The organism is Brasilonema angustatum (genome assembly GCF_059505445.1).
Genome location: NZ_JCACKO010000071.1, coordinates 3,933 through 24,882, shown reverse-complemented (window position 1 = coordinate 24,882; position 20,950 = coordinate 3,933). Strand labels below are relative to the sequence as shown.

Annotated in this window: 21 protein-coding genes; 6 read left to right on the top strand and 15 right to left on the bottom strand. The window is 42.7% G+C overall.

Annotated elements, in window-relative coordinates; genetic code table 11:
* Together AC5JM2_RS14150 and AC5JM2_RS14145 are read right to left on the bottom strand one after the other, a co-directional pair.
* A partial coding sequence (locus tag AC5JM2_RS14150; RefSeq protein WP_495835508.1) for a two-partner secretion domain-containing protein occupies positions 1-1,524 on the bottom strand: 1,524 nt, incomplete at its 3' end.
* A gap of 212 nt (positions 1,525-1,736) precedes the next feature.
* Positions 1,737-1,925: a hypothetical protein gene (locus tag AC5JM2_RS14145; protein WP_495835507.1), complete on the bottom strand. Its 189-nt coding sequence runs from the start codon at positions 1,923-1,925 to the stop codon at positions 1,737-1,739.
* A gap of 40 nt (positions 1,926-1,965) precedes the next feature.
* Between AC5JM2_RS14145 and AC5JM2_RS14140 the strand changes: the two genes are divergently transcribed.
* From AC5JM2_RS14140 to AC5JM2_RS14115, 6 genes are all read left to right on the top strand, one after another.
* Entirely contained in the window at positions 1,966-2,616 is a 651-nt protein-coding gene (locus AC5JM2_RS14140) for a CHASE3 domain-containing protein (protein ID WP_495835506.1), read from the top strand.
* 120 nt (positions 2,617-2,736) lie between these two features.
* Positions 2,737-3,555, top strand: coding sequence for a peptidoglycan-binding protein (locus tag AC5JM2_RS14135; protein WP_495835505.1), 819 nt, complete (start codon positions 2,737-2,739; stop codon positions 3,553-3,555).
* 179 nt (positions 3,556-3,734) lie between these two features.
* On the top strand, positions 3,735-4,271 hold the full coding sequence (locus tag AC5JM2_RS14130) for a hypothetical protein (RefSeq protein WP_495835504.1): 537 nt from the start codon (positions 3,735-3,737) through the stop codon (positions 4,269-4,271).
* 198 nt (positions 4,272-4,469) lie between these two features.
* Positions 4,470-6,446 (top strand): LamG-like jellyroll fold domain-containing protein, encoded by a 1,977-nt coding sequence (locus AC5JM2_RS14125; protein ID WP_495835503.1) that lies wholly within the window; start codon positions 4,470-4,472, stop codon positions 6,444-6,446.
* Positions 6,447-7,072: 626 nt separating this feature from the next.
* A complete protein-coding gene (locus AC5JM2_RS14120) occupies positions 7,073-7,531 on the top strand; it encodes a hypothetical protein (RefSeq protein WP_495835502.1) in 459 nt (152 codons plus the stop codon).
* 4 nt (positions 7,532-7,535) lie between these two features.
* Complete coding sequence (locus AC5JM2_RS14115; RefSeq protein ID WP_495835501.1) at positions 7,536-9,785, top strand: tetratricopeptide repeat protein; 2,250 nt, start codon at positions 7,536-7,538, stop codon at positions 9,783-9,785.
* 940 nt (positions 9,786-10,725) lie between these two features.
* On the opposite strand, the gene AC5JM2_RS14110 is transcribed toward AC5JM2_RS14115, so the two are convergent.
* The 13 genes from AC5JM2_RS14110 to AC5JM2_RS14050 form a co-directional block, all read right to left on the bottom strand.
* Entirely contained in the window at positions 10,726-11,313 is a 588-nt protein-coding gene (locus AC5JM2_RS14110) for an HAD-IIIA family hydrolase (RefSeq protein ID WP_495835500.1), read from the bottom strand.
* A gap of 755 nt (positions 11,314-12,068) precedes the next feature.
* Positions 12,069-12,875, bottom strand: a complete 807-nt coding sequence (locus AC5JM2_RS14105) for a DNA cytosine methyltransferase (RefSeq protein WP_495835509.1) — start codon at positions 12,873-12,875, stop codon at positions 12,069-12,071.
* Positions 12,876-13,614: 739 nt separating this feature from the next.
* Positions 13,615-14,355, bottom strand: coding sequence for a winged helix DNA-binding protein (locus AC5JM2_RS14100; protein WP_495835499.1), 741 nt, complete (start codon positions 14,353-14,355; stop codon positions 13,615-13,617).
* The gene (locus AC5JM2_RS14095) at positions 14,356-14,616 is read right to left on the bottom strand and encodes a hypothetical protein (RefSeq protein WP_495835498.1); all 261 of its coding nucleotides are present in this window, start codon (positions 14,614-14,616) and stop codon (positions 14,356-14,358) included.
* A gap of 4 nt (positions 14,617-14,620) precedes the next feature.
* Positions 14,621-15,208, bottom strand: coding sequence for a hypothetical protein (locus AC5JM2_RS14090; protein WP_495835497.1), 588 nt, complete (start codon positions 15,206-15,208; stop codon positions 14,621-14,623).
* A 159-nt stretch (positions 15,209-15,367) separates the two neighbouring features.
* Positions 15,368-15,817, bottom strand: a complete 450-nt coding sequence (locus AC5JM2_RS14085) for a hypothetical protein (RefSeq protein ID WP_495835496.1) — start codon at positions 15,815-15,817, stop codon at positions 15,368-15,370.
* 256 nt (positions 15,818-16,073) lie between these two features.
* The gene (locus AC5JM2_RS14080; RefSeq protein ID WP_495835495.1) at positions 16,074-16,787 is read right to left on the bottom strand and encodes a hypothetical protein; all 714 of its coding nucleotides are present in this window, start codon (positions 16,785-16,787) and stop codon (positions 16,074-16,076) included.
* A 73-nt stretch (positions 16,788-16,860) separates the two neighbouring features.
* Entirely contained in the window at positions 16,861-17,085 is a 225-nt protein-coding gene (locus AC5JM2_RS14075) for a hypothetical protein (RefSeq protein WP_495835494.1), read from the bottom strand.
* A 383-nt stretch (positions 17,086-17,468) separates the two neighbouring features.
* Complete coding sequence (locus AC5JM2_RS14070) at positions 17,469-18,008, bottom strand: hypothetical protein (protein ID WP_495835493.1); 540 nt, start codon at positions 18,006-18,008, stop codon at positions 17,469-17,471.
* A gap of 319 nt (positions 18,009-18,327) precedes the next feature.
* On the bottom strand, positions 18,328-18,576 hold the full coding sequence (locus AC5JM2_RS14065) for a hypothetical protein (RefSeq protein ID WP_495835492.1): 249 nt from the start codon (positions 18,574-18,576) through the stop codon (positions 18,328-18,330).
* 31 nt (positions 18,577-18,607) lie between these two features.
* Positions 18,608-18,991: a hypothetical protein gene (locus tag AC5JM2_RS14060; RefSeq protein WP_495835491.1), complete on the bottom strand. Its 384-nt coding sequence runs from the start codon at positions 18,989-18,991 to the stop codon at positions 18,608-18,610.
* 152 nt (positions 18,992-19,143) lie between these two features.
* Positions 19,144-20,337, bottom strand: coding sequence for a hypothetical protein (locus AC5JM2_RS14055; RefSeq protein WP_495835490.1), 1,194 nt, complete (start codon positions 20,335-20,337; stop codon positions 19,144-19,146).
* A 90-nt stretch (positions 20,338-20,427) separates the two neighbouring features.
* On the bottom strand, positions 20,428-20,718 hold the full coding sequence (locus AC5JM2_RS14050) for a fertility inhibition FinO-like protein (protein ID WP_495835489.1): 291 nt from the start codon (positions 20,716-20,718) through the stop codon (positions 20,428-20,430).
* Positions 20,719-20,950 lie beyond the last annotated feature (232 nt).

Sequence of the window (20,950 nt, the reverse complement as noted above, 5' to 3'; positions counted from 1 at the left end):
AATCAGTTGCACATCTTGGGCATCAACAGTCAAACTACCCCCCTTGCCCGCACCGGAAGTAGTAGTACTTACCTGTGCCCCATCTCGCACGAGCAAAGTATTGGTTTTGATAGTAATATCACCCGCATTCCCTATTGAGTTTCGCTGTGCATCAGCACTCAAGCTACTAGGAAAGCGACCATTAGCGCCTGTACCAATCAGTTGCACATCTTGGGCATCAACCCTTATATTTGCCCCCTTACCCGCACCGAAAGTGCTAGTATTTACCACTGCTCCATCTCGCACTAGCAAGGAATTGGTTTTGATTATCAAATCACCTGCATCCCCTGTTGAGTTTTGCTGTGCAGAAGCACCCAAGCTACTGCCAAACCGACTATCAACGCTTCTACCAATCAATTGCACATCTTGGGTATCAACAGTCAAACTACCCCCCTTGCCCGCACCGTAAGTACTAGTACTTACCTGTGCCCCACCCTCAAGCCGCAAGCTGCTAGCACTGATATTGACATCACCTCCCTGTCCATTTGCTCTTGATCCCACCTGATTAGCAATTCGACTGTTGTTAAGGTTTATTGCTCCTGTGGCATTAACCGAAATGTTTCCTGCTTGAGTATCAACTGTCCCCAAACCATCTCCTATTCCAGCCTGAAGCAAACTTCCTCCCGTCATCTCTAAATTACGGGCATTAACTGCAATACTACCGCCCCCACCTGAGCTAACATCAACGAGCGCAGCATTCGTCAGCGATACATCCGCTCTTTGCACTCCCACAGGAAAACTCAAACTTCCATCACCATTGAGTTCTATCGTCCCAGCAGCAGACAATCCTCCTAACTCAACTCGTCCTCCTGGTGCAAACAGTATTCCACCATCTAAGTTGACGTTACCACCCACCAGTGCTAATGAATTTCCTTCTGGAACAGTAAGACCATTAACAACATTGCCATTATTATCAACAGCCCTCGACTGATTGCTGATATTTTTGAAATTCTCCCGATAGCTCAACCCAACTGGAGCAGTTATCGTTAACAATGGTGGTGCTTGGGGATTCGTTGCACTAAACTCAAAATTATTCTTAAACAGCAAACTATTTGCCGTACTTCCCAAAAAAGAACCACCTACATCCAACCGCGCATTTCGTCCGAAGATAATTCCATTCGGGTTGATAAAAAACAAGTTCGCTTTGCCCAACACACCCAAAACACCTTGAATGTTCGAGATATTCCCCCCAGTCACTCTGGTGAGTATGTTTGCAATCCCCGCTGGATTGGAAAAATAAGCTCCTCTACCAGCATTGATATTAAATTCCTGAAAACTATGAAACAGGTTCGCCCCACGCTTTGCGCCCCCATCAATCCTGTCGCTAGGGATGCCCTTAATCACATCCTGTGTGACACGGGAGTTCTCCGCGCCCAGCGTGTTATCAGGAGTAATTTGTGCTTTGGCTACGGTAAAGTAGGTCAAGCTGAATACAGCTGCAAGGGGTAAGGTGAGGAGAAAGAGTGGGTGACGCACTTGTTCCATGTTTAAAAACAGTATTGTAAGAGGAGTCGTCAAATTACCGTCTTTAAATACTCATACCAGGTTTTTAGACAAAAGTGCGCTTTTTATAACTTTTTTTTGAAAAAAGGCACGGATAATTTCCTTAACTAAACTGTATTGGTTTCCCTTTCCCCCTTAACCTTTAACCTTTTCCCTGTCCTCCAGGCATTGACCTTTTCCCCCGACTTCTACTGTTAATCATCGTCCTTATCTTTTCCACGCTGAGCTAATCCCACACCACCGCTAATACTTGCGGTTGCGATCGCACTAGCAATCGTCAGACGTTCACCAGATGCACCTGTGCAAAGTGCCACAGATAAAATAATTGTGCCTGCAACTATGCCCATGCATGGGGTAAGTGCTCTTATTAGTTCAGGAGTCATAAAATAATAGTTAAGCTTAAATAATTGGAGACAAAAGAATATGCCTTCTGTGATAATTCGGAAGAAAGCAATACTAGAATTTGGTATTGGCTTGTCTTTACTGATTGCAATTGCGATCTGTTCTTACAATAGCTTAAATAAGCTAAACAACGCGGTTACATGGGTCAAGCATACTTATTTAACAAAAGAAAGTTTAGACGCGCTTAAGACTGATTTAATCAGCGCTGAAAGTAGTCAAAGGGGTTACTTGCTCACAGGAAAATCACAATATCTCACAGAAACTTATATTGCGATTGAGCGTGTTTACTTAAGTGAGTCGTATTTGTCGGGTCTTGTAATTGATAACTCTAGCCAGTTTAAGAAAGTTCAAAGTCTTTACAAAGTTATTGAAAAGCGTCTTGCAGTTCTCCGAAATGTTGCTGAGTTAAAGGAGTCTGGAAAAGTTGAAGAAGTTTACACAATTGTTTCTAGCAGTAAAGGTAAAATCCTAATGGATGAAGTTTTAAACAAGATACGAGAGATAAAAGTGATTGAGGACGGGCTTTTGGAAAAGAGGCTAGATGAGCTAGAAACTAGCTACCAAACCACAACAAGCATAATCATATTTGGTGGGGTGATATCGATAGTTATTGTTTTTGGAGCAATGACGATTATCAACAATATTGGACACAGCAGTAAGTCGGTGGTTTAAAGTTAACTCAGAAGTTTAAAGAAGCTTTTAAGTTGAATGTATACGTCTCACTTTTCCTAGTTTATTGATGCATTGATTAACATGTGGAGATAGTTTGAGTGCGAGCGCATCTATTAGACAATGACAAACATCGAAGCACAAAAGAAGCTTGTTGAATGGGGTGTATTAGACCCTCCCGCAGACGGCAAGTGGGGGAACTGGAGCAAGAGCGCTTTATCTGAAATACAGAAGTTACTCAAGTCATCTGTAACTGATGGAATTCTCAATGAGACTTCTATTGCTCTGTTGGAGAAGCTGGGAAGTCCCCCGGAGATAAAAGCAAGTGGATGGTTGGAGAAAGTAATCAGATATTACGAAAAAAAGAACTATTGGATAGCTCGCGGCACCAACGTATTTAACATTGTTTACGTTGAGGGCATGTATCCAGACGGCACGCCAAACATTGACAGACTTGATGAATGGAACGATACCCGCGCTTTGTTTCAAGTCGAGCATAATGGTAGCGCTAGATTAGTGGATACGTGGGCAGCTACCAGTGAACCAGGGGCATATTACACTTATCACCGAATGAGTCCTGGTGGTGCTGCTCGAATTGCTTTCGGTCAGTATTGGGCTTGGTCAGTTGGGATGCATGGCTCGCGCAATCCATATGAAGCACTTGTTCAGTGTGCAGATGTGGAATTTTACAGAGACGACAATGAGGACGGTTTTAGAAAGGGTGATGAAGTCACAAACGCCAACATTGGAGCCAATCAACATCACGGATTCTCCATGCCGGAAGTTGGAAAGAATAGCGCGGGCTGTTTGGTTGGTCAGTCCATCACAGGTCACAAGCAATTTATGCTTTACAACAAAAGCGATCGCCGATATGTAACGAACAATTCTTATAAATATGCAACAGCAGTATTGCCAGCAGATGAACTAGGACTTAATTCTTAGAGGATTTCGAGGAAGTGGGCTTTAACCAGTTTTTTGCATCTACCTGATTACATTCAATACAGAATACTACTAGAATGTAAACTGAAAGCATAAATCAGCAACCATTTGAGAGCGATCGCTGATTTATATAAGGTGTATTCAATTTAGGAAATTATATTATACACCAAGTTTTTTACAACATGCCAGCAATTACGCTTGACAAAGCTGCAATTACTAACCTAAAAACTTACAAGATTGCATCAACCTTAGATTATGCATACTTGGCTCTGAAGTACGAGAAAGACCCAGCCAACAGTACTCAAAATATTGATACTGACCAGTTTCAAATGGATTGGGGCGTAACCAACACAGATTTACTTCGTTACTTGCAGCAACTTGAGACTAAGAAAGTTTTGAAAGTCACGCCAACATCTTTATCTATTATTTGGGGTGACACTGCTGAAGCTACGACCATAAGCCAAAGTGAAGTCCTGAGCATGAAGAAGGAAGGACTCATCAATACAACCAGCTATGTGTACTATGCACTGTTGCTGAATAAGACAGCAAACAATGCAACTCAAGCAGTTAACCCAGCGACTTATGCTGCCAACCCTTGGACGATTGACGGTAGCACTCTGTTACAGGAACTGGGAAACATCAGCCAGAAAACAAATAGTGATAAGTCGAAAGTCATTACTTTGGACTTAACCACAATTAGCGTAGTTTGGTTGATTTAATTATCGCTTCGCTCCTGGGTATAGAGGTGTGGGGGTGTAGGGGAAAGACTTGAAAATGTACACCCCTAAGAGTGCAATGGGGTTTTAGACCCCAACCGATTGCTCCCCCCCCCCTACACCCTTATACCCTTATACCCTTATACCCTTACACCCCTACACCCTTACACCCTTACACCCCTTCTTTTTTACTTTGGTCATATGAACTCTTCTGTAGACTTGACTCAACATATGACCAGCCTGTTTAAGGCTGGCGTGTTGGATGTCAATCTTTTTTCTTACCTCAAGTTACGCAAGCTGAACCCAACCGGACCAGTAACGCTTGACAGCAATGTTTACTCTGGTACTCAAATAAGTGCTGATTTATTTAACGTTGCGGCAGCACTATGGCAAAAGGGACTGGTCAAAATCAATCCGTTTCCTAACGTAACGGTGAGATTTTCTAATGAACCAGATGCATTGTCAGAAGCAGAGATACTGCGATCGCAAGATACTATCAGTTCATCAACTCATATCTTCAATGCACTGCAAGGCGAATCTTCCAGACTGAACGCTGAGACAGTTGTCATCGATGACGCTTTTCGTACCAGATGGAAAGTTACAACTGATGACCTGCTTAGATATTTACCTGGTGTTTTGAAAAAAGCGTATGAAGCTGACAGATTAGATACCTTTTATTCTGCTAATCCATCTTTGGTATGGACAGCTACAGCTACACACAACCCCAGTGAGACTACGGAAGCTGATTTAAAATCTTTGTTTGCCTTGGGTTTATCCAATGAAGCTTACTTCTTCTGGATTCTCAACGCTTTCTTGGAATTGCGATCGCCCATCCAAGCCGACCTTGCAGAAATTGGTGACGAGTGGGGACTTGACGCTGATAATGCACTTGGTGCAGCTGCTGACTTGGTTACTGCCAAAGTGATGACAACTTACCAAGCGGATTCAATCAACGTAGTTTGGTTAAAAACCTTGTCAACACTTGGCACCGCAGAAATTGATTACGCTGGTGCATTGATGAGCGCAGAAGGCAAAATGATGTATCAACTCTGGAAGTACAACAGTCCGGTTGAACCATCTTTGTTTTCAACGCTCAACGGTGTTACTCTAGCTAACTTCTATAAAAACCTTAGAAGAATCAAAGCAAAAGGCATTATTGATATTAGCACGTCAAATCTCACGGCTACTTGGTCAGCAGTTTACAACCCACCTCCACCATCAAATGCACTGAGGGCACCAACAGGTGTTACAGTCACAGCAATCGACTCATCGAAAATTCGGGTGACTTGGACACAGCCAAGCTCAGGAGTTGCTGCAACAAACTGGCGTGTTATGTATCGTGTGAAGAATAGCGGTGTTGCTTACTCAGAAAAGAATCCAGCAACTTCACCAGCTGTCGTTACTGGCTTGAGTGCTAGCACAGAGTATGAAGTATATGTTTACTCTGAAGGCGGCGGTGACTTGAAACCATCTAACACGGCTTACGGTAGCACGACAGCTGCGAGTAGCGGTGGTAACGCTAGTGGTAGTGGTAGTGGTAGCGCTAGTGGTGGTAACAACACCCCAACAATCCCAACCAATCACACCATTTGGTTAAAGTTTGACCCAGGTGAACTGCAAACAAACTCTGGAAGCTATGGACCAGTTGCAACAACAGGGGACTCAATTACCAGTGTCACCAATAGTGGGCACGGCAACACAGTCAAACTTGGTGAGAATAGTGGTTTTGTTGTGTACAATCAACCACAACCAGCTGCATACACCAGAAGCGCTTGGATAAAAATCACAGAATATTTTGATTGGTCTGCTTTGTTTGGAGCAGAGACAGGAACAGAAGCCAACCGTCACAACTTGATGGTGAATGAAGATCATTCGTTTGCACTGTGGAGTAACTACGATTGGATAGCTACATATGATTGGGTAATTCCGTTGAACCAGTGGGTACACGTGGCAAGCACCTTTGAGAATGGTGCATTCAAGCTTTATGTAAACGGTGCGCTGGTCATGACTGAGAATAATCTCACTTATGCACCAGACTCAACAAACAGCACAGTATTTATTGGATTGATGGGATTTGGAAATGCTTCTTGGAACAACTATATAGATGATGTCGTGTGGTATTCAAGAGCGTTAACCCAGGCTGAAGTTACGCAGTTGTATCAAGTTACGACTGTGTGAGCATCTCAAAGATTGAGGAGTGAACGAAATCACCACAAGGTGATTTTTTTTATTTGTACGGTGGCTAATTGTCTGTCACTGTGACAAATTAATGTCATTCGATAAATTTTTGCTCTACTTCAATGAGAGTACTTAACTTGAAGTAGGACTTAAGCCGTGTGAGCGCGAAAGTTTCATGCACGGTTCGCGCGGGGAGGGGAGAGCAGCGACGCTCGAACCTTACCCGACTACCTGCCATCGACTCAACCCACCCCTGAATTTGGAGGGGAGGGTTTTCACTCCATCTCTTCTGGAGTTCATCTGTTATCAGATGGTTATCTTATTTACGGATTAATTACCGAGATTCGGCTAACAACGAATCGCACCCCAACATACGGTTATTTGTTGGGATTTACAAAATATCTTTAAGCACGTTTATTTTAATTGGCTTCATGGTTGCGGGTTATTTTCGACAAGCGAGGTGCGCTCACCGTCGAAAATAACCCGCTTGTCAGGGTATATTCCACGTTAGTCGGATTTGGTGTAGCGCGACCCAAGACTTGTATGATAAATATGCCGAGAAATCCAAAAAGTTGTACAGTAAGTTTGTATATATCACTATTAATACTAAATTTAAGTGCAAGCTGATGGTGGAACCTCTAACGGCAGCAGTGATTGTATCCTTATTTTTCTCTGAAGCAGTCAAAGAAGGAGGAAAAACGTTAGGTAAAGGTGTGACCGATACATTTACTCAGTTGGTAAATACTATTCGGGAAAAGTTTCAAGCACATAATATAGATGGAATATTGACACAAGCACAGAAACAACCAACAGAAACGAATAAGACTATTTTTCAAAATGTACTGCAAACTCAAATCGATACAGATGAGGCCTTTGCTAACAAACTTAAAGAATTAGTCCAGCAACTACAAGCACAGGATGAAAGGATACGTCAGGTAGTTCTAAGTGGGATTGAATTAGGTGGCGATTTGAAAACGAAAGACATAAGCCAGAAAGCTATACGAAGTGGTTCAGTTGAGCAGGAAATGCTCAAGCAGGTGAAAGCAACAAACATTGAGTTGGGTAACTTAACTCAGGAAAGCTAGAGACATGAGCGAGCACCTAAGTCCAGAAGAAATTTTGCAGAGCATTCTCCAGAATGTTCAGATAGGTGGCAATCTGACTACAGGGGATATTACCCAAATCCTAAATTTAATAGTTGTTATCAAACAGATTGATTCTTTCAAGCCGACTGAGATTCCTCAAAATGTTCCCCGCAGTGGCACGATTAAGTTTGTGGGTCGTGCCGAGGCACTAGAGAGGCTGCACCAAATGTTGCAACAGAACAATCAGATAGTGCTTGCTGCTATTGAGGGCATGGGTGGAGTTGGGAAAACGGAGTTAGCCACCCAGTATGCACTAATTCACTTGCTAGTTAGCACCTATACGGGTGGTATTTGCTGGTTACGAGCTAGAGATGAAGATATTGGTTTGCAAATTGTGCAGTTTGCCATGACAGACTTAGGCTTGCAACCTCCAGATAATTTAGATTTACAACAGCAAACACGTTGGTGCTGGTCACGTTGGTATCAGGGAAATGTGCTAGTCGTGCTGGATGATGTCAACGATTACCAGAAGGTGGAGCCATACCTACCACCGCAATCACCCCGTTTTAAGGTGCTAATTACGACACGCTTGCAGTTAGACGACCTGACTGAGTCATCTAGATTTATCTTAGATGTGTTAAGTGAGTCGGCAGCAATTGAACTTCTTGAGGGGTGGATTGAGGCTTCAAAAATTAAACAGGAATTGGCAGATGCCAAAGAACTTTGTCAATGGCTGGGCTATTTGCCTCTAGCGCTAAATCTAGTAGGACGGTATGTTAAGAAGCGGAAACTGTCCTTAGCAGAAATGCTGCGGAGGTTAAAGGAAAAAAAGTTAAGTCATGAATCTTTGGTACGTGATAGCAATGATCGTACTTTGGCGTTAAATATTAAGCGTGGAGTTGAAGCTGCCTTTGAGTTGAGTTGGGAAGAATTAAGTAAAGATGCTCAAAAGCTAGGGTGTCTGCTCAGTTTATTTGCTTTGGCTCCGTTTCCTTGGTCGCTGGTAGAAAGTGCTGCCCCTGAGCAAGACGCAGAAGAACTGGAAGATGCCAGAGTTGAATTAGAAAACTTGCACTTGCTTATGGGTGAAGATAGTTATCAGTTACATCCACTGATTCAAGAGTTTCTCAGAGACAAGCAAAATAACTTAGCTGTTAAAGAAGAACAAAAATATAATTACTGCGTTGCAATGGTTGCTGTTGCGGAGAAAATTCCTCAAAGCCTTATATTACAAGAAATTACTACATCCACTATTGTTATCCCCCACCTTGCTGAAGTTGCCACTGTTTACAATAATTGGTTAAGTGATGAAGATTTAATTATGCCTTTTAGGGCCTTAAGTCGATTTTTTCAAGGTCAAGGAGCTTATGCACAAGCTTTACCTTGGTTAGAGCAATGTTTATCAGTTGCAAAAAATCGCTTGGGAGAAGAGCATCCCCATGTTGCCACCAGTTATAACAACTTGGGAGTACTCTACTGTGAACAAGGACTGTACAACGAAGCTGAACTACTGTACAAAAAAGCATTGGAACTCAGGCTACACCTGCTGGGAGAAGAGCATCCCCATGTCACTACCAGTTACAACAACTTAGCAGCAGTCTACCAATCGCTTGGACGGTACAACGAAGCTGAACCATTGTACATTAAAGCATTGGAACTCAGGCTACGCCGGGGAGAAGAGCATCCCGATGTTGCCACTACTTTCAACAATTTGGCTAATCTCTACCGTGGCCAAAAACGGTACAGTGAAGCTGAACCACTCTACCGAAAAGCATTGGAACTCAGGCTACGCCGGGGAGAAGAGCATCCCAATGTTGCCGAGACTTACAACAACCTGGCAGGACTCTACTCAGACCAAGATCGGTACAGTGAAGCTGAACCACTGTTCATAAAAGCATTGGAACTTTATCAACACTTACTGGGAGAAGAGCATCCCAATGTTGCCACCACTTACAACAACCTGGCAGCAGTCTACTCAGACCAAAAACGGTACAGTGAAGCTGAACCACTCTACCGAAAAGCTTTAGAACTAAGGCAACGCTTACTGGGAGAAAAGCATCCTCAGATCGCCACCACTTACAACAACTTGGCTAATCTCTACCGTGACCAAGAACGGTACAGTGAAGCTCAACTACTATACCAAAAAGCTTTGAAAATTGCTGAACTTAGCTTAGGAGTTGATCATGACATTACAAAACTTATCCGTGAAAATATGACAGAAAATATGACATTTTTGGCAGATAATGACGCTTAACGCCAGTCAAGTTAAAAATTATAAATAAGCTGGGTGGTGCAGGAAGTCCGCCAAAGAGCTAAAACGTTGACCTGATGGCTCAAAGTATTAACGCTGTTGGGCGTTAAATATAACGGCTTTTATTTTGGATAACTGAAAAGTTTTAGAGGTCTACTTTAGGGTAGACCATATAAAAACACTGCACAATCGCAAAAGCAATTGATAAAGCAAGCATATGACGTCAGTTTGCTTAGTTTATTTGTACTAATAACTCTAGGCGATGTGGTATTTTTTACTATCAAAGTTTACCATTGTGTTGAAGCAATACTATTTTGCTCGTCTACAACCCAATTCAATTAACGCTCCTTTGAACCACAGCCGTGACTCCTTAACGGTTGTTTTTTTATTGGTAAAATAGTAGCGCTGGTACTCTCCATAAGGAGTTTACTTTTAAGTCCAATAACAAAAATGCGATCGCGTGTGAATGGTCGCGATCGCTTTACTAATTCCTTTTGTGTTGGACTGATTCCACTCAGATATGCTCTAAAGCTTTATATACCATCAAAATAGACATGAAATTCAACGACAAGCCTAAAAAAGTACTCTTCAACATATTCTTAGAGGAAACTGAGTTTTTAACAGATTTTCTTAGAGGAAAGTCTAAATTCTGATTGACAAGCTCATAAAAAACACTCTTTAACATATTCTTAGAGGAAACCAAGCTTGCAAGAGATTTTCTTAGAGGAAAGTCTTGCTGTAAGAAACTGCGTTCATGAAAGATTTTCTTAGAGGAAAGTCTGATTTATCACTGACGAGCCTAAAAAAGCACTCTTCAACATATTCTTAGAGGAAACTAAGTTCGCGGGAGATTTTCTTAGAGGAAAGTCTTACTTTTTGTTTTCAAACAAAAAAAGAGGAACTATGATGCGTCTGGAGAGTCCCCCCACATCTAAGTTAACTTTTAGATACAAGAAATACTAACATTCTCTAAAAATTGAGCTTGCTTGTCGTTAAGACAGTACACATTTTCTTTCCAGTTACCTGAAAATTTGGCGTGCCACACTTTTGCAGGTAAATAATCAATCTTGGCATTTGCTGCACACTGCTCATCGTGCAACAAGTCACCAATAAACCATATGTCGTCTAAGCGCCCGTATTCTTCAAGCGCTTTCTGAATCATTCCAAGCTCAGGTTTTCTAAAAGAGTTTTGATTACCACGTCTAGAGTAGACAAACGAATGGGGAAGAACTTTATACACCTCCTCGCCGTCGCTTGGGGCAAAGTAAATTTTACTAACCTGGGGTAAAAGGTTCATGGTTGCCTGCATCTCTTCAATGCACTCCAACGGAGATTTAAGAATTGGTACACAGCTTTGATTACTTATCCCAACTATGTCGTACCCATGCAACTTAAATGATTCTACCCCCGCCTGCACTCCTGGAATAAGTTTTATATCCTCTTTAGCTGGAGACTGCTTAAATGATTTTCCGCTTTTGGAGAAAGTCAAGGTATTGTCAACACTGCAAAATATTAGTTTCTTGGTAGTCATGACTTAACAAGGAATGTTTGTAAAACAAAAGCGATCACAGCAAAGCGATCGCACTCCATAAATAGCAATAATCTACTAGTTACATAATAAAAGCGATCGCATTACACAATCGCTGAATCCATGCCAAATAACAGAATTACAAGAAAAATACTTGTCACTAACCATCATATAAAAAAACGACTAGTGGGAGTAGTCGCGTAAAGCATGAGCCTTATTTTCAATAGCTAGAAAAGGTATCTACCTGATAGCATTTTTAAAAATTATTGTCAAGCTTTAAGAAGAGTTCATTCTTCAAGTTTTCAATTCTTTTGGATTCCTCAGCAGTTGTTCATGACTAAGGTATTTACTGGTGTAGTTGTGAACAAGCACCTTGTTCAAGGGTGCAAGGGTGCTACTGAGTTGCACCCTCTTCGACTTTATGTGTTTTTTATACACACAACCAAGAGAAATAAGCCAATTACAACGGGTTAGCCCTTTTCCTACCCTTAGAATTCTTGATGAACTCAATAGTTTTATCTAATGGAGTATCAAGCTTTTGCATAGCTCTTATCATTGATAGAACTCGGTGAGGTATACACCCAAGACTTCTGTTTCTCCATTCACCGTTTACTTTTTCTTCCCAGTTAAAACCCCATCGCCAATGAGTAACATCATTTTCGTCACGTTCACCATCAATTCGCGGATAAGTGACAATCAACCCATTCTTCAGGGTTTTGTTTTCTAGATACTTGTATAGACAACCTCTAGCACGTCGTTCATCTACTGATGCTTTCGAGGTATAAAACTCTGTGGAGTCCGATAGCGGCAAGTCTTGGGTCAAAAGTGTTACCGAGGGCTTCGCGTCGTCGTCGGATGATGCGATCGCCTTTAGGAAGTCCCAAGCTGTAAGAGAGTTGGTTGGGTCGGTCCAGTCGGTTGGAATTCCTAGCGATTCCTCTAAGAATTGAGGGTTTATTACTTGTCCCCGCTCCAAGTGTCCTGTTTGTCTCAAGTGCTGCTCTAATTTGTTCAATCCAGGGGGACGGGATTTCACTGAACTGTATGCTGTTGGCGACGGCAACCAATAGCAATCTTTGTCTGACAAATCGACTTCCAACACTGCCACCGGAAACCAAAGCACCCTCAAGTCGATATCCGAGCGTGTCGAAGATTTCCGCCAATCGATTAATGTAGAGTTCTTTGGCTCCTGGTCGGAGGGGACAATTGAGCAAGCCTGGGACGTTTTCAATGACACAATACTTTGGTCTAACTCGCTCGACGATTTTGACAACAAAGGGGAAGCAGTCTCTCTCGTCGTCTGCACCGAGTCGCATTCCTCTGATACTAAATGGGGGGCATGGAGTGGAACAGGAGATGATGTCTGCTTCTGGCAGTGACTCAAGCTTGGCGATGTCTCCGAAGTTTTCGACGCCTGGGTATCGTTTTGCAAGGATTCCACAGCAGTAGTCGTCGATTTCGGCAACTCCAACGAGTTGCAATCCAAGGGCAGCACCTGCGAAACAGTATCCTGCACCAATTCCTGAGCACAAATCAAATTGCTTGAGTCTTCTTTGTCCTTCCATTCCTTCCATGCCTGTTCGTATTCGTTTAAGTTTGGATAATCGTCTGGGTCTGGTGCTTCTTCGCTAGAATCCAAGAAGATGAGCAACTGTCCATCCTGTTCCTTCTGGAATACGCCTGTACTATTGAAGTCTTTAGGATTCCACCTGTCATCATCGCTGATATCACTCGTTTCCTCTAAGAAAGCGCAAGCGGTATTATTTTCCTGAGAATGGTCATCATCGCTGATATCACTCGTTTCCTCTAAGAAAACAGAAACGGTATGATTTTCCTGAGAACGGTCATCATCGCTGATATCACTTGTTTCCTCTAAGAAAGCGCAAGCGGTATTATTTTCCTGAGAATGGTCATCATCGCTGATATCACTCGTTTCCTCTAAGAAAACAGAAACGGTATGATTTTCCTGAGAACGGTCATCATCGCTGATATCACTTGTTTCCTCTAAGAAAGCGCAAGCGGTATTATTTTCTTGAGAGCGCTCGCACTCATTCTCATCATCGCCATCGCTTGTCTTTGCGGTTTCCTCTAAGAAAGCGCAAGCGGTATTATTTTCTTGAGAGCGATCGCATTCCTGGTTAATACCAGAAATTAAGCCATCGTTATCATCAAAGTTAGTTTTTGCAATTTCAGGGTATGCCGTGCCATCTTCCCAAGCTGGATCAGCTGCATACGCTGAATATTTTTTTCTCTTGCTCCTGGCTGGGGCGGAATAATTGCCCAAACTAAATAACTCGTTTTGTATCATAATTCCTCCCATTTATCCTTGAAAGCTTTAAACATCGCTCTGTAGGGTTCTTTCACGTTTTCGCTTTTTTTGAGCCAACCTATGAAAGTCTTAATCGTGGGTTCAACCTTTTCCCTTGGCAGCTTGCCTGCCTCTTGAATAACAACTTCTACTTTTGGGTTGAGTTGAAGAACATCATTTTGGTAAGTAAGCAGATACACACCATGCTTACCGAGTGTTTCTTTGTATTTTTCAAAAATTTCCATAACACCACCTTCTTGATTTGCGCTTTGAGCGCCGTCTGTAGTGTCTTTTAAGTCTGTATAAGTCTGTATAGTCTTAGGCGATTCAAAATCTTTTGCTGGAGGCAATTTTGGCGCTTCATTTTCGCATTTTTGATTTTCGGATGACAAAAATGATTTTTCTGTCTCATTTTTGTTTAACTCTGTCTCATTTTTGTTCAACTCTGTCTCATTTTTGAGACTGGTTACACCTCTTAAGTTCCTTCCACTTACTCCGACCGTCTGGAAGTCATACAGTTCAAGCTCTTGCAGTTTTGCCATCGCTCTGTACAGAGTAGCCTTGCTTACACGACAACGCTGCATTATTTCTAGTGGTTCAATGTTTTGGTAGCGATCGCCAAAGGGGTCTTGCTTTGCCAGGAAAATCCATATCCTGTACTCAGCCGCCGTCAGGTCATAATCAATCAAATCGTTTGCTAATTGCTCATTAATTTTGATAAACTTCTCGTTAGTCACTTAAACCCCCTGTTCTCCGCGAAGATTTTTACAAAGATAGTGCTTATTGAAACTAAACAATTGTTGTTGCTTGAGTTTTTCTACTGCTTTGTAGGCGCTCGACTTACTTACATTGCAATTGGTCATTAAATCATCAATGGTTACCTGGTGTTGTCCTTCAAACGTGTTGAGATAACACCAAACACGCCACTCGGTCGCGGTTAGGTTTGCTTGTATTAGTTTCTTAGCTGCTTTGCTAGTCAACAGATAGTCGCTTTCCATATCCTTAGACCTCCTCACCTGATACGAGTACGTCAAAGGGTTCACAAGCTTGTTTTATCCGGTCTAACTTTGATATCTGGCTGGTGTCACCATAAAGATGTATCCGTTTCTTGTGCTGAGGAAATAGAGCACCTATAGGAAGAATCCGGCTGAGAGTCGTTTTCCAGTTTTCCAATCCGCCAACTTGGATAAGCTCAGTTTCTGTTAGCAGGTCTAACTTACCCGTAACGGTCACGAAGTCTTTTTGTCCTCCCAGTCTTAAATGCAGCCCGTCTTTTATTAACTTCTTGTAATTGCGATAAGTTTCTGATTGTCTTGGCATTACCAACAAAATTCTTAGAGGAATTGCTTTTAAATCCTTGAGCCGTGCAATCGCTCTGTAATAAGTTGAGCGGCTTAGCGCTAAATCAGTTAATATCGCACCTGTCTTTACTAAGTTGGGTAACTGGTCGTCACCTGCAAATTTATTGATAAGAAGCAAGTATAAGAAAATTTTGACTTCGGAGCGATTTAATGTGCCATCACTCAATACATCAAGATTTTCTTCTGTGTAAATATTAAATACTTGCTTTTTAGGTTGAGGGTCTGCCATAATTTATGAAAGATTTGCACAAAACGCAGTGAACTACTCACGTGTACTTGCCTTCAAACCAGCATTAAGTCTTTTTTCTGCACTGGAAAGCACTTTTTATGTTAAAAAAGATTATTTAATCCAAGTTTGATTAGGCTTGGCTTAATTGATTCTGATTGATTAGGTTGTTTGTACTATTTCAAAACCTGGATTAATCAACAAATCGAGTATGAAGCGCCATTTTGAGCAAAAGAATATATAAAACAAGTTATTTCTCAAGGCTGGTGGCGCTGTCATCAGCTTTTTTATTAACTTCGTGTGACTTTTGTACTTACCTTTTGACACATCAGCAATTAATATACTGATTTGATACCCGGAGATTGTAAGATAAGAACAAGTTAAGCTGATAATAAGTGAGGTTTGACATCTCATGAATTTTTTGGCTTTTTTTAGGTAAATATAAGGATATCCCCAAGGCTTTATTAAGACAAGGGAATATCCTGACGCTCTAGCTAGTTTAGAGCTAGCTGGAGCATTTTTTATTCGTAGAACACTTACATTGTCTAACGAAACAGAAAAGCGGTCAAGCATTGATACAGCAAAGGCTGCATTCTTTCTGATGGATATCATAGGAAAAACCATTTAAGAATTTGTTACCAAAACGTTGACAAAAAGAGAAGACAAAAACGCGCTTTCCAAACCAGCCCACGGCGCAACACGCGCTACATTAGTTATTTGCTTCGTTTAAGTTCACTTCAAGCGCGGCTGCGCCGCGCCTAGCGCGTTTTTGTCTTCTAATCCAAGAGAATTTTTTTTGTGCTAGGATTTTCTCAAGTAGCGGGTCAGGTTTCTTGGTCGAACACGTGACCGGCTACCCAATATTTAACTAAAATCCAGTTTCCTCACCCTCGTCATAACCAGCATATTGGTTGAGCCTTAGTCCATGTCGGTTAGTTTCCTCTAAGAATGAGTCATATCTTTGCTGTCGCACGTGCTGATATTGGTTGAAAGTTTCAGCGCTTAGATACTTCCACACCGCAAAGATGTGTTTATCTGGCAATTGTCCTCTAGTTACTGGGTGCTTAAGTAAAATTTTGTAGGCGATCGCATCTTGTTCAAAAGCATTCATTAATCCTCGATAGGCGTGACAAGTACAAGTCGCCTCATCTTCTCTCATTTCCACCTCGTAGAAGTCACCCGTGTTACCCAAAGCGATAAATCTATTCCAGTCATCTCCCAATTGCAGTTTATAGGGGTCTGATTTGGTTTTTGCTTTATCAATTAATACCTGCACATAGTCGCCTTTGCTAACGTGGCGGCTCAAGCCCTTAATTTTAATTGTTTCACCGCGTTTAACGATTTTGTTGGGGATATGCAGATATACACTGTGTTTCATCACATCTATGGTGATATGTTCACAGCCGATTTTAATATCTTCGGTACTCCATCCCCACTTTTGAAGTAAAACGCGAGTAGCTTCTACGTTGTAAAGGTGGTGAAGTGCATAATGGTCGCCTTCCTTGTGTCCTAAAAGCATCTGATGAAACTGTGAATAGGTGCGGTTGGGTTTTGCGTGAGCTTTTGCGATATTACGAGGCATTTTGATCTATCCTTAAAGTAGTTGAATTAGAAACAAGTCCTTAAAGGGGGAGAGACGCTCCCCCAAGGGCTTTTTAGAATGGAACTGTGTTGGTGCGGTTAAAGTAAACAGATAAATCATCGGGATTCATCAAAATGGTTGCACCAGTGCTTTGAGAAACACAAACAAGGCGAACAAATGATTTTTGTTCGATGTTTTCAATGCAAGCGCCTACGATTTCAACAAAATCCTTGATTACATCAATGTAAATAATTGCTGGGGTCAGGTTTTTAGTTTTCATGGTGTTTTGGTCGAACACGTTTTACTCACTCCTCTATTATAGCGTGAATACTCGTATATGCAACAAATTTGTGATATGATTTACTTATGTCGCAAAGGAGCTAAATAGTATGGGGAGAGGTAGACCAGGAGGTAACCCAAATTTGAGAGAGCATCAATTCACGAACGACGGAAGACCTGCTCGGAACAAAGTCTTGAGTATTCGGGTAACTGAGGAGGAGCTAACGGCTATTAGAAATTTCTTTGGAGATCGCTGCTCAGAGCAGTGCAGAGACATCATTCTAAACCAATTGCAGCCATAATTTGAAAAAGAAATACACCAAAGAGAAAGGGGTAAAGCTTTTTGAATGCTTCACCCCTTTTTGTTTGGTTTCGTGGCGGGCAACGCAACCGCCACGAAAACTAGAAAAGCGACAACTGAACTGGCGCGGGAGCGACCAACGCAGGAGAAAACTGAAACCAGCCAGGAGCACCAGACAAAGAAACCAAGCCCCAACCAACCGGACAAGGCAGTGAACCAAGGAAAACAAAACACGGCAAGCCAAGCCCAACACAAAAAGCTAGAGTGGACCAACTGCCAGAACCAAAACCAGCGAAGCAACGCGAGGAAGATGAGGACGGAACCAAGCCAGCCGGACACGGCGACGAAGGGAAAGAAACCAGCACACCATCAGCTGCCAAGAGCGCCAGAACAAAAGCCACCGAGCGACGAGCAAAAGCAGCACGACCTAAGCCAAACTGACCAGAAGCAACAGAGAAGACCCGCGCACCAGGGAACTGAGAACGAAAAAACTCATCAACGCCACGAGCGCACCCAACAAAAACCTGAGCACCGATTGGAACCGCCAAGGCAGCGGAAGACAGCGCAGAGGAAGACGCAGGCAGATGACGAGAGCCAGAAAAACCGAAGGTGTGAAAGTGGGAAAAAGCTGATGTAAGCATGAAACTTGAGGAATTTTATGCTATTATTATAGCACGTATACACGTTAAATTAATAGTTTTTGTGAGTGAATGACGCAAACGCAGAGATAACACGCTGATAACACCTTCTTTTCTTCTTCTGCCGGGGTAGCGTAGCGGCGGCGCGGGAGCGCAGCGAACCGCGCAGAAACAACCGAGGAGGAAACAAATAACCGAAGTAGCGCGTGAGAGCAAGCGGCAAGGGCGTGGCAGCGCCGCCGCAAGCTTACCCAAACGAGTAAGCGTGAACTGCTTCAACGCGCGGGTAACGAATGCAAGCGCATTCCCTGGCGCAAAGTGCTTAAAAGCAAATCTTCAAGGGAAGCGATACGCGTCCTTTGAGTGCGCCCCCAAAGACTACGGGCACGCTTCCGCTATCGGGGCTAGCGTCAGCAAGCGGGCTTATCGCAGATTTCGGAAAGATTTCCTGTGTAAGCTTTTTTTGCGGGTTACCCATCGCACAGAAGTCTGTGGAAAAGTACTGTTTACTATCCGGTTTTTCCACAATCAGCCAAATGACATCACTTTCGAGAGCAAACATTCGGAACATGGAAAGTAATGTCAATAGTTGAAAGACCTCGTCAGATGGGTGTATTTCCGTTACCTCCTTGTCTGAGCAGATATTCCCAAATACGCTGAATTTCGTTTCGGAATTCTTGGCGGTCAATGGCTGCTTGCTGCCTGTCTTGGGCTGCTTGCGCTCGGTCAAGTTCTGCTTGTGTGGCTAAGATATCTACTCGGTTGGTTACTTCAGCAACATTGGTAGTTAGTGCGTCTACTCTTTGGTTTACTGCTGCGACATTTTCGGTTAACTGCTGGATGTTAGCAACCAGAACATCAATGGTGTTGCTTTGGGCGTTGATGTTAGCACTCTGGGCTAGCACTGCTTCGCCAACGTTGGCAAACAGAGTTTCTAAGCGGCTGAGTCGTTCTTCAATGCTTGGTGGTTGTCCTGCGTTGGTCATTTGTCCTCCTTGGCTTCAAGTGTAGCGTGCCCGCAGGGCTTAGGGCGAGTGACTCGGAGTCATTTGTACAGAAGATTAGTTCGACGATTCGTTCTATTTTTTGTCTTCCTCCTGACTCCTGACTCATGACTCCTGAGTTCTTGGTTAAAGATTTACTGCTTTGGCTTTGGTTTTGGCTTCGGCATATCCAAAGGTGCGGAACTTGCCCTTGGCTTGAAGTCACCTCTTGGCTTAAACGGTGGATTGTCGCTTCTTGGTGGTCGCGTATCCCTACCTGCAGCTCTATCAGCCGCTTTCTTTTCTGCCATTGCTGTTGCCTTGTCGTCCTTGCTTACTTTTAAGAATTTGGGCGGTTTCTCCAGTGGCACTCCTAACAGTGAGTCGAATTCAAATGCATTGCGCGATGGCTGAAATCTTGCTTTGACTTGGACAAAGACTGGTCTACCCTGTTCTTCTTTTGTTGCTTTCGGGTTGAACCGAAACGGTGGAACTGGCGCATCCCTCCAGAACAGCGGCAGGTGAGATGCTTTCATGAATTTCACTTTTTTCGCTGGTTCTGATTGCTTGACGTGTTCAAGCCGTTCTTTGGTAAAATTTCGGAAAATTGAGATACATGGAGTTCTACACACAGGGATGAACTGCCACAAGCCACAGAGTTTAAACTCCAAATCTTGAAGTTCTTTTGATGGTACGTCTTTTTCTTGTTCCTCTCGTCCTTTGTCAAAACCAACGAGTTGAAAACCGACGTTAGGTTGCTGATCTCTTCCGGGGAAGTGGGTAAACCGTGGGTAAACTACTACTCGCTGAGTGCGATCTCCTGTCGCTTCTATTTCTTTTTTTAGTGCATCATATGCACGTTGCTTCTTGGGTGCGTAGAAGAGTGGGTATTCCTTTGCACCAATAGTGATACTGGCTACTGTTTTTTCGTTTTCGGTAGTAAAGGTCACATCCCCTCGAATAACGCCAACAGCTTGGAAGATGGTTCCGGGGGGGATTTCTATTTCCTGCTTTTTCTCTTCTTTAACCGTTTCTTTTGATACTGTCTCTGGGGTGCTTGCTTCTGGTGGGGCTTCTGGAGTATTTACTTGTGCTGAAACTTCTGGTGGTTTTTCTGGAGTATTTACTTGTGCTAAAACTTCTGGTGGTTTTTCTGGGGTTGCTTCTGGTGGTGATGGCTCTGTTAATTGTGTAACAGCAGGTATAGCTGGCTCTGTTACTGAGTCATCAGTTTTTTTGGACTTGATTTCGAGTAACTGTGCGGACTTCTTTGTCCGTTTGACAGGTTTTTTTAATGGTTCACCCGATTCGGGTGAATTGTCGCCATTAGTGGGAGGAGTGTTTACCATAAATAAGTATCAGGTGTATTGTTCTTTTATTATGGAACCTGGTGATAAATTTCCAGGTTTCATAAATCTTAGATGTTGAGGCGGCTGCAATCAAACTGCAGCCGCCTCAGCTTTAGGTTTCTTCTCAAAGGTTTGAATATTTGGTTCCAGCAGAACAAATCCGTTCCCTGTTGTGTCACCCATCTTACCAGTGATGCTGGCTACCCACTGAGGATAGTTGGCTTGGGCGTCGGTTAACTTTTTCCACACCTTGGGCTTGACGGTAATAGTAATAACACGTCCATCGCAGTCAATTTCAAATTGCTGCCACCCGTTCTCTACAGTCTTGGCTTGTGGAAGTTCATTGATTTTGACAACGACTTCTAGTTTTCCTTGAGTCATAAATACCTCTTAATACTTAGAATTTCGTGCGCCGATATCAAAATTGATATCTGACGGTCAATGGTTTTCTAACGCTTGCGTTTTGGTCTATTGGTAATTGAACCATTTTAGTAATTCCTGCTTTTCCTTTGTAGTTTGGTTTCTAGCTGGTCTACTTTGGTTTACTCCATCAAAATTAGCGACAGCAAAGAGTAAACCGGTTTGGTTTTAGTAATTCCCATTTTTCCTTTCT

Excerpts from the sequence above, each read along its gene's own strand:
- AC5JM2_RS14145 (WP_495835507.1), bottom strand. The coding sequence starts at position 1,925 with ATGACTCCTGAACTAATAAGAGCACTTACCCCATGCATGGGCATAGTT.
- AC5JM2_RS14140 (WP_495835506.1), top strand. The coding sequence starts at position 1,966 with ATGCCTTCTGTGATAATTCGGAAGAAAGCAATACTAGAATTTGGTATT.
- AC5JM2_RS14135 (WP_495835505.1), top strand. The coding sequence starts at position 2,737 with ATGACAAACATCGAAGCACAAAAGAAGCTTGTTGAATGGGGTGTATTA.
- AC5JM2_RS14130 (WP_495835504.1), top strand. The coding sequence starts at position 3,735 with ATGCCAGCAATTACGCTTGACAAAGCTGCAATTACTAACCTAAAAACT.
- AC5JM2_RS14125 (WP_495835503.1), top strand. The coding sequence starts at position 4,470 with ATGAACTCTTCTGTAGACTTGACTCAACATATGACCAGCCTGTTTAAG.
- AC5JM2_RS14120 (WP_495835502.1), top strand. The coding sequence starts at position 7,073 with ATGGTGGAACCTCTAACGGCAGCAGTGATTGTATCCTTATTTTTCTCT.
- AC5JM2_RS14115 (WP_495835501.1), top strand. The coding sequence starts at position 7,536 with ATGAGCGAGCACCTAAGTCCAGAAGAAATTTTGCAGAGCATTCTCCAG.
- AC5JM2_RS14110 (WP_495835500.1), bottom strand. The coding sequence starts at position 11,313 with ATGACTACCAAGAAACTAATATTTTGCAGTGTTGACAATACCTTGACT.
- AC5JM2_RS14105 (WP_495835509.1), bottom strand. The coding sequence starts at position 12,875 with ATGGAAGGACAAAGAAGACTCAAGCAATTTGATTTGTGCTCAGGAATT.
- AC5JM2_RS14095 (WP_495835498.1), bottom strand. The coding sequence starts at position 14,616 with ATGGAAAGCGACTATCTGTTGACTAGCAAAGCAGCTAAGAAACTAATA.
- AC5JM2_RS14090 (WP_495835497.1), bottom strand. The coding sequence starts at position 15,208 with ATGGCAGACCCTCAACCTAAAAAGCAAGTATTTAATATTTACACAGAA.
- AC5JM2_RS14085 (WP_495835496.1), bottom strand. The coding sequence starts at position 15,817 with ATGATATCCATCAGAAAGAATGCAGCCTTTGCTGTATCAATGCTTGAC.
- AC5JM2_RS14080 (WP_495835495.1), bottom strand. The coding sequence starts at position 16,787 with ATGCCTCGTAATATCGCAAAAGCTCACGCAAAACCCAACCGCACCTAT.
- AC5JM2_RS14070 (WP_495835493.1), bottom strand. The coding sequence starts at position 18,008 with ATGCTTACATCAGCTTTTTCCCACTTTCACACCTTCGGTTTTTCTGGC.
- AC5JM2_RS14065 (WP_495835492.1), bottom strand. The coding sequence starts at position 18,576 with ATGTTCCGAATGTTTGCTCTCGAAAGTGATGTCATTTGGCTGATTGTG.
- AC5JM2_RS14060 (WP_495835491.1), bottom strand. The coding sequence starts at position 18,991 with ATGACCAACGCAGGACAACCACCAAGCATTGAAGAACGACTCAGCCGC.
- AC5JM2_RS14055 (WP_495835490.1), bottom strand. The coding sequence starts at position 20,337 with ATGGTAAACACTCCTCCCACTAATGGCGACAATTCACCCGAATCGGGT.
- AC5JM2_RS14050 (WP_495835489.1), bottom strand. The coding sequence starts at position 20,718 with ATGACTCAAGGAAAACTAGAAGTCGTTGTCAAAATCAATGAACTTCCA.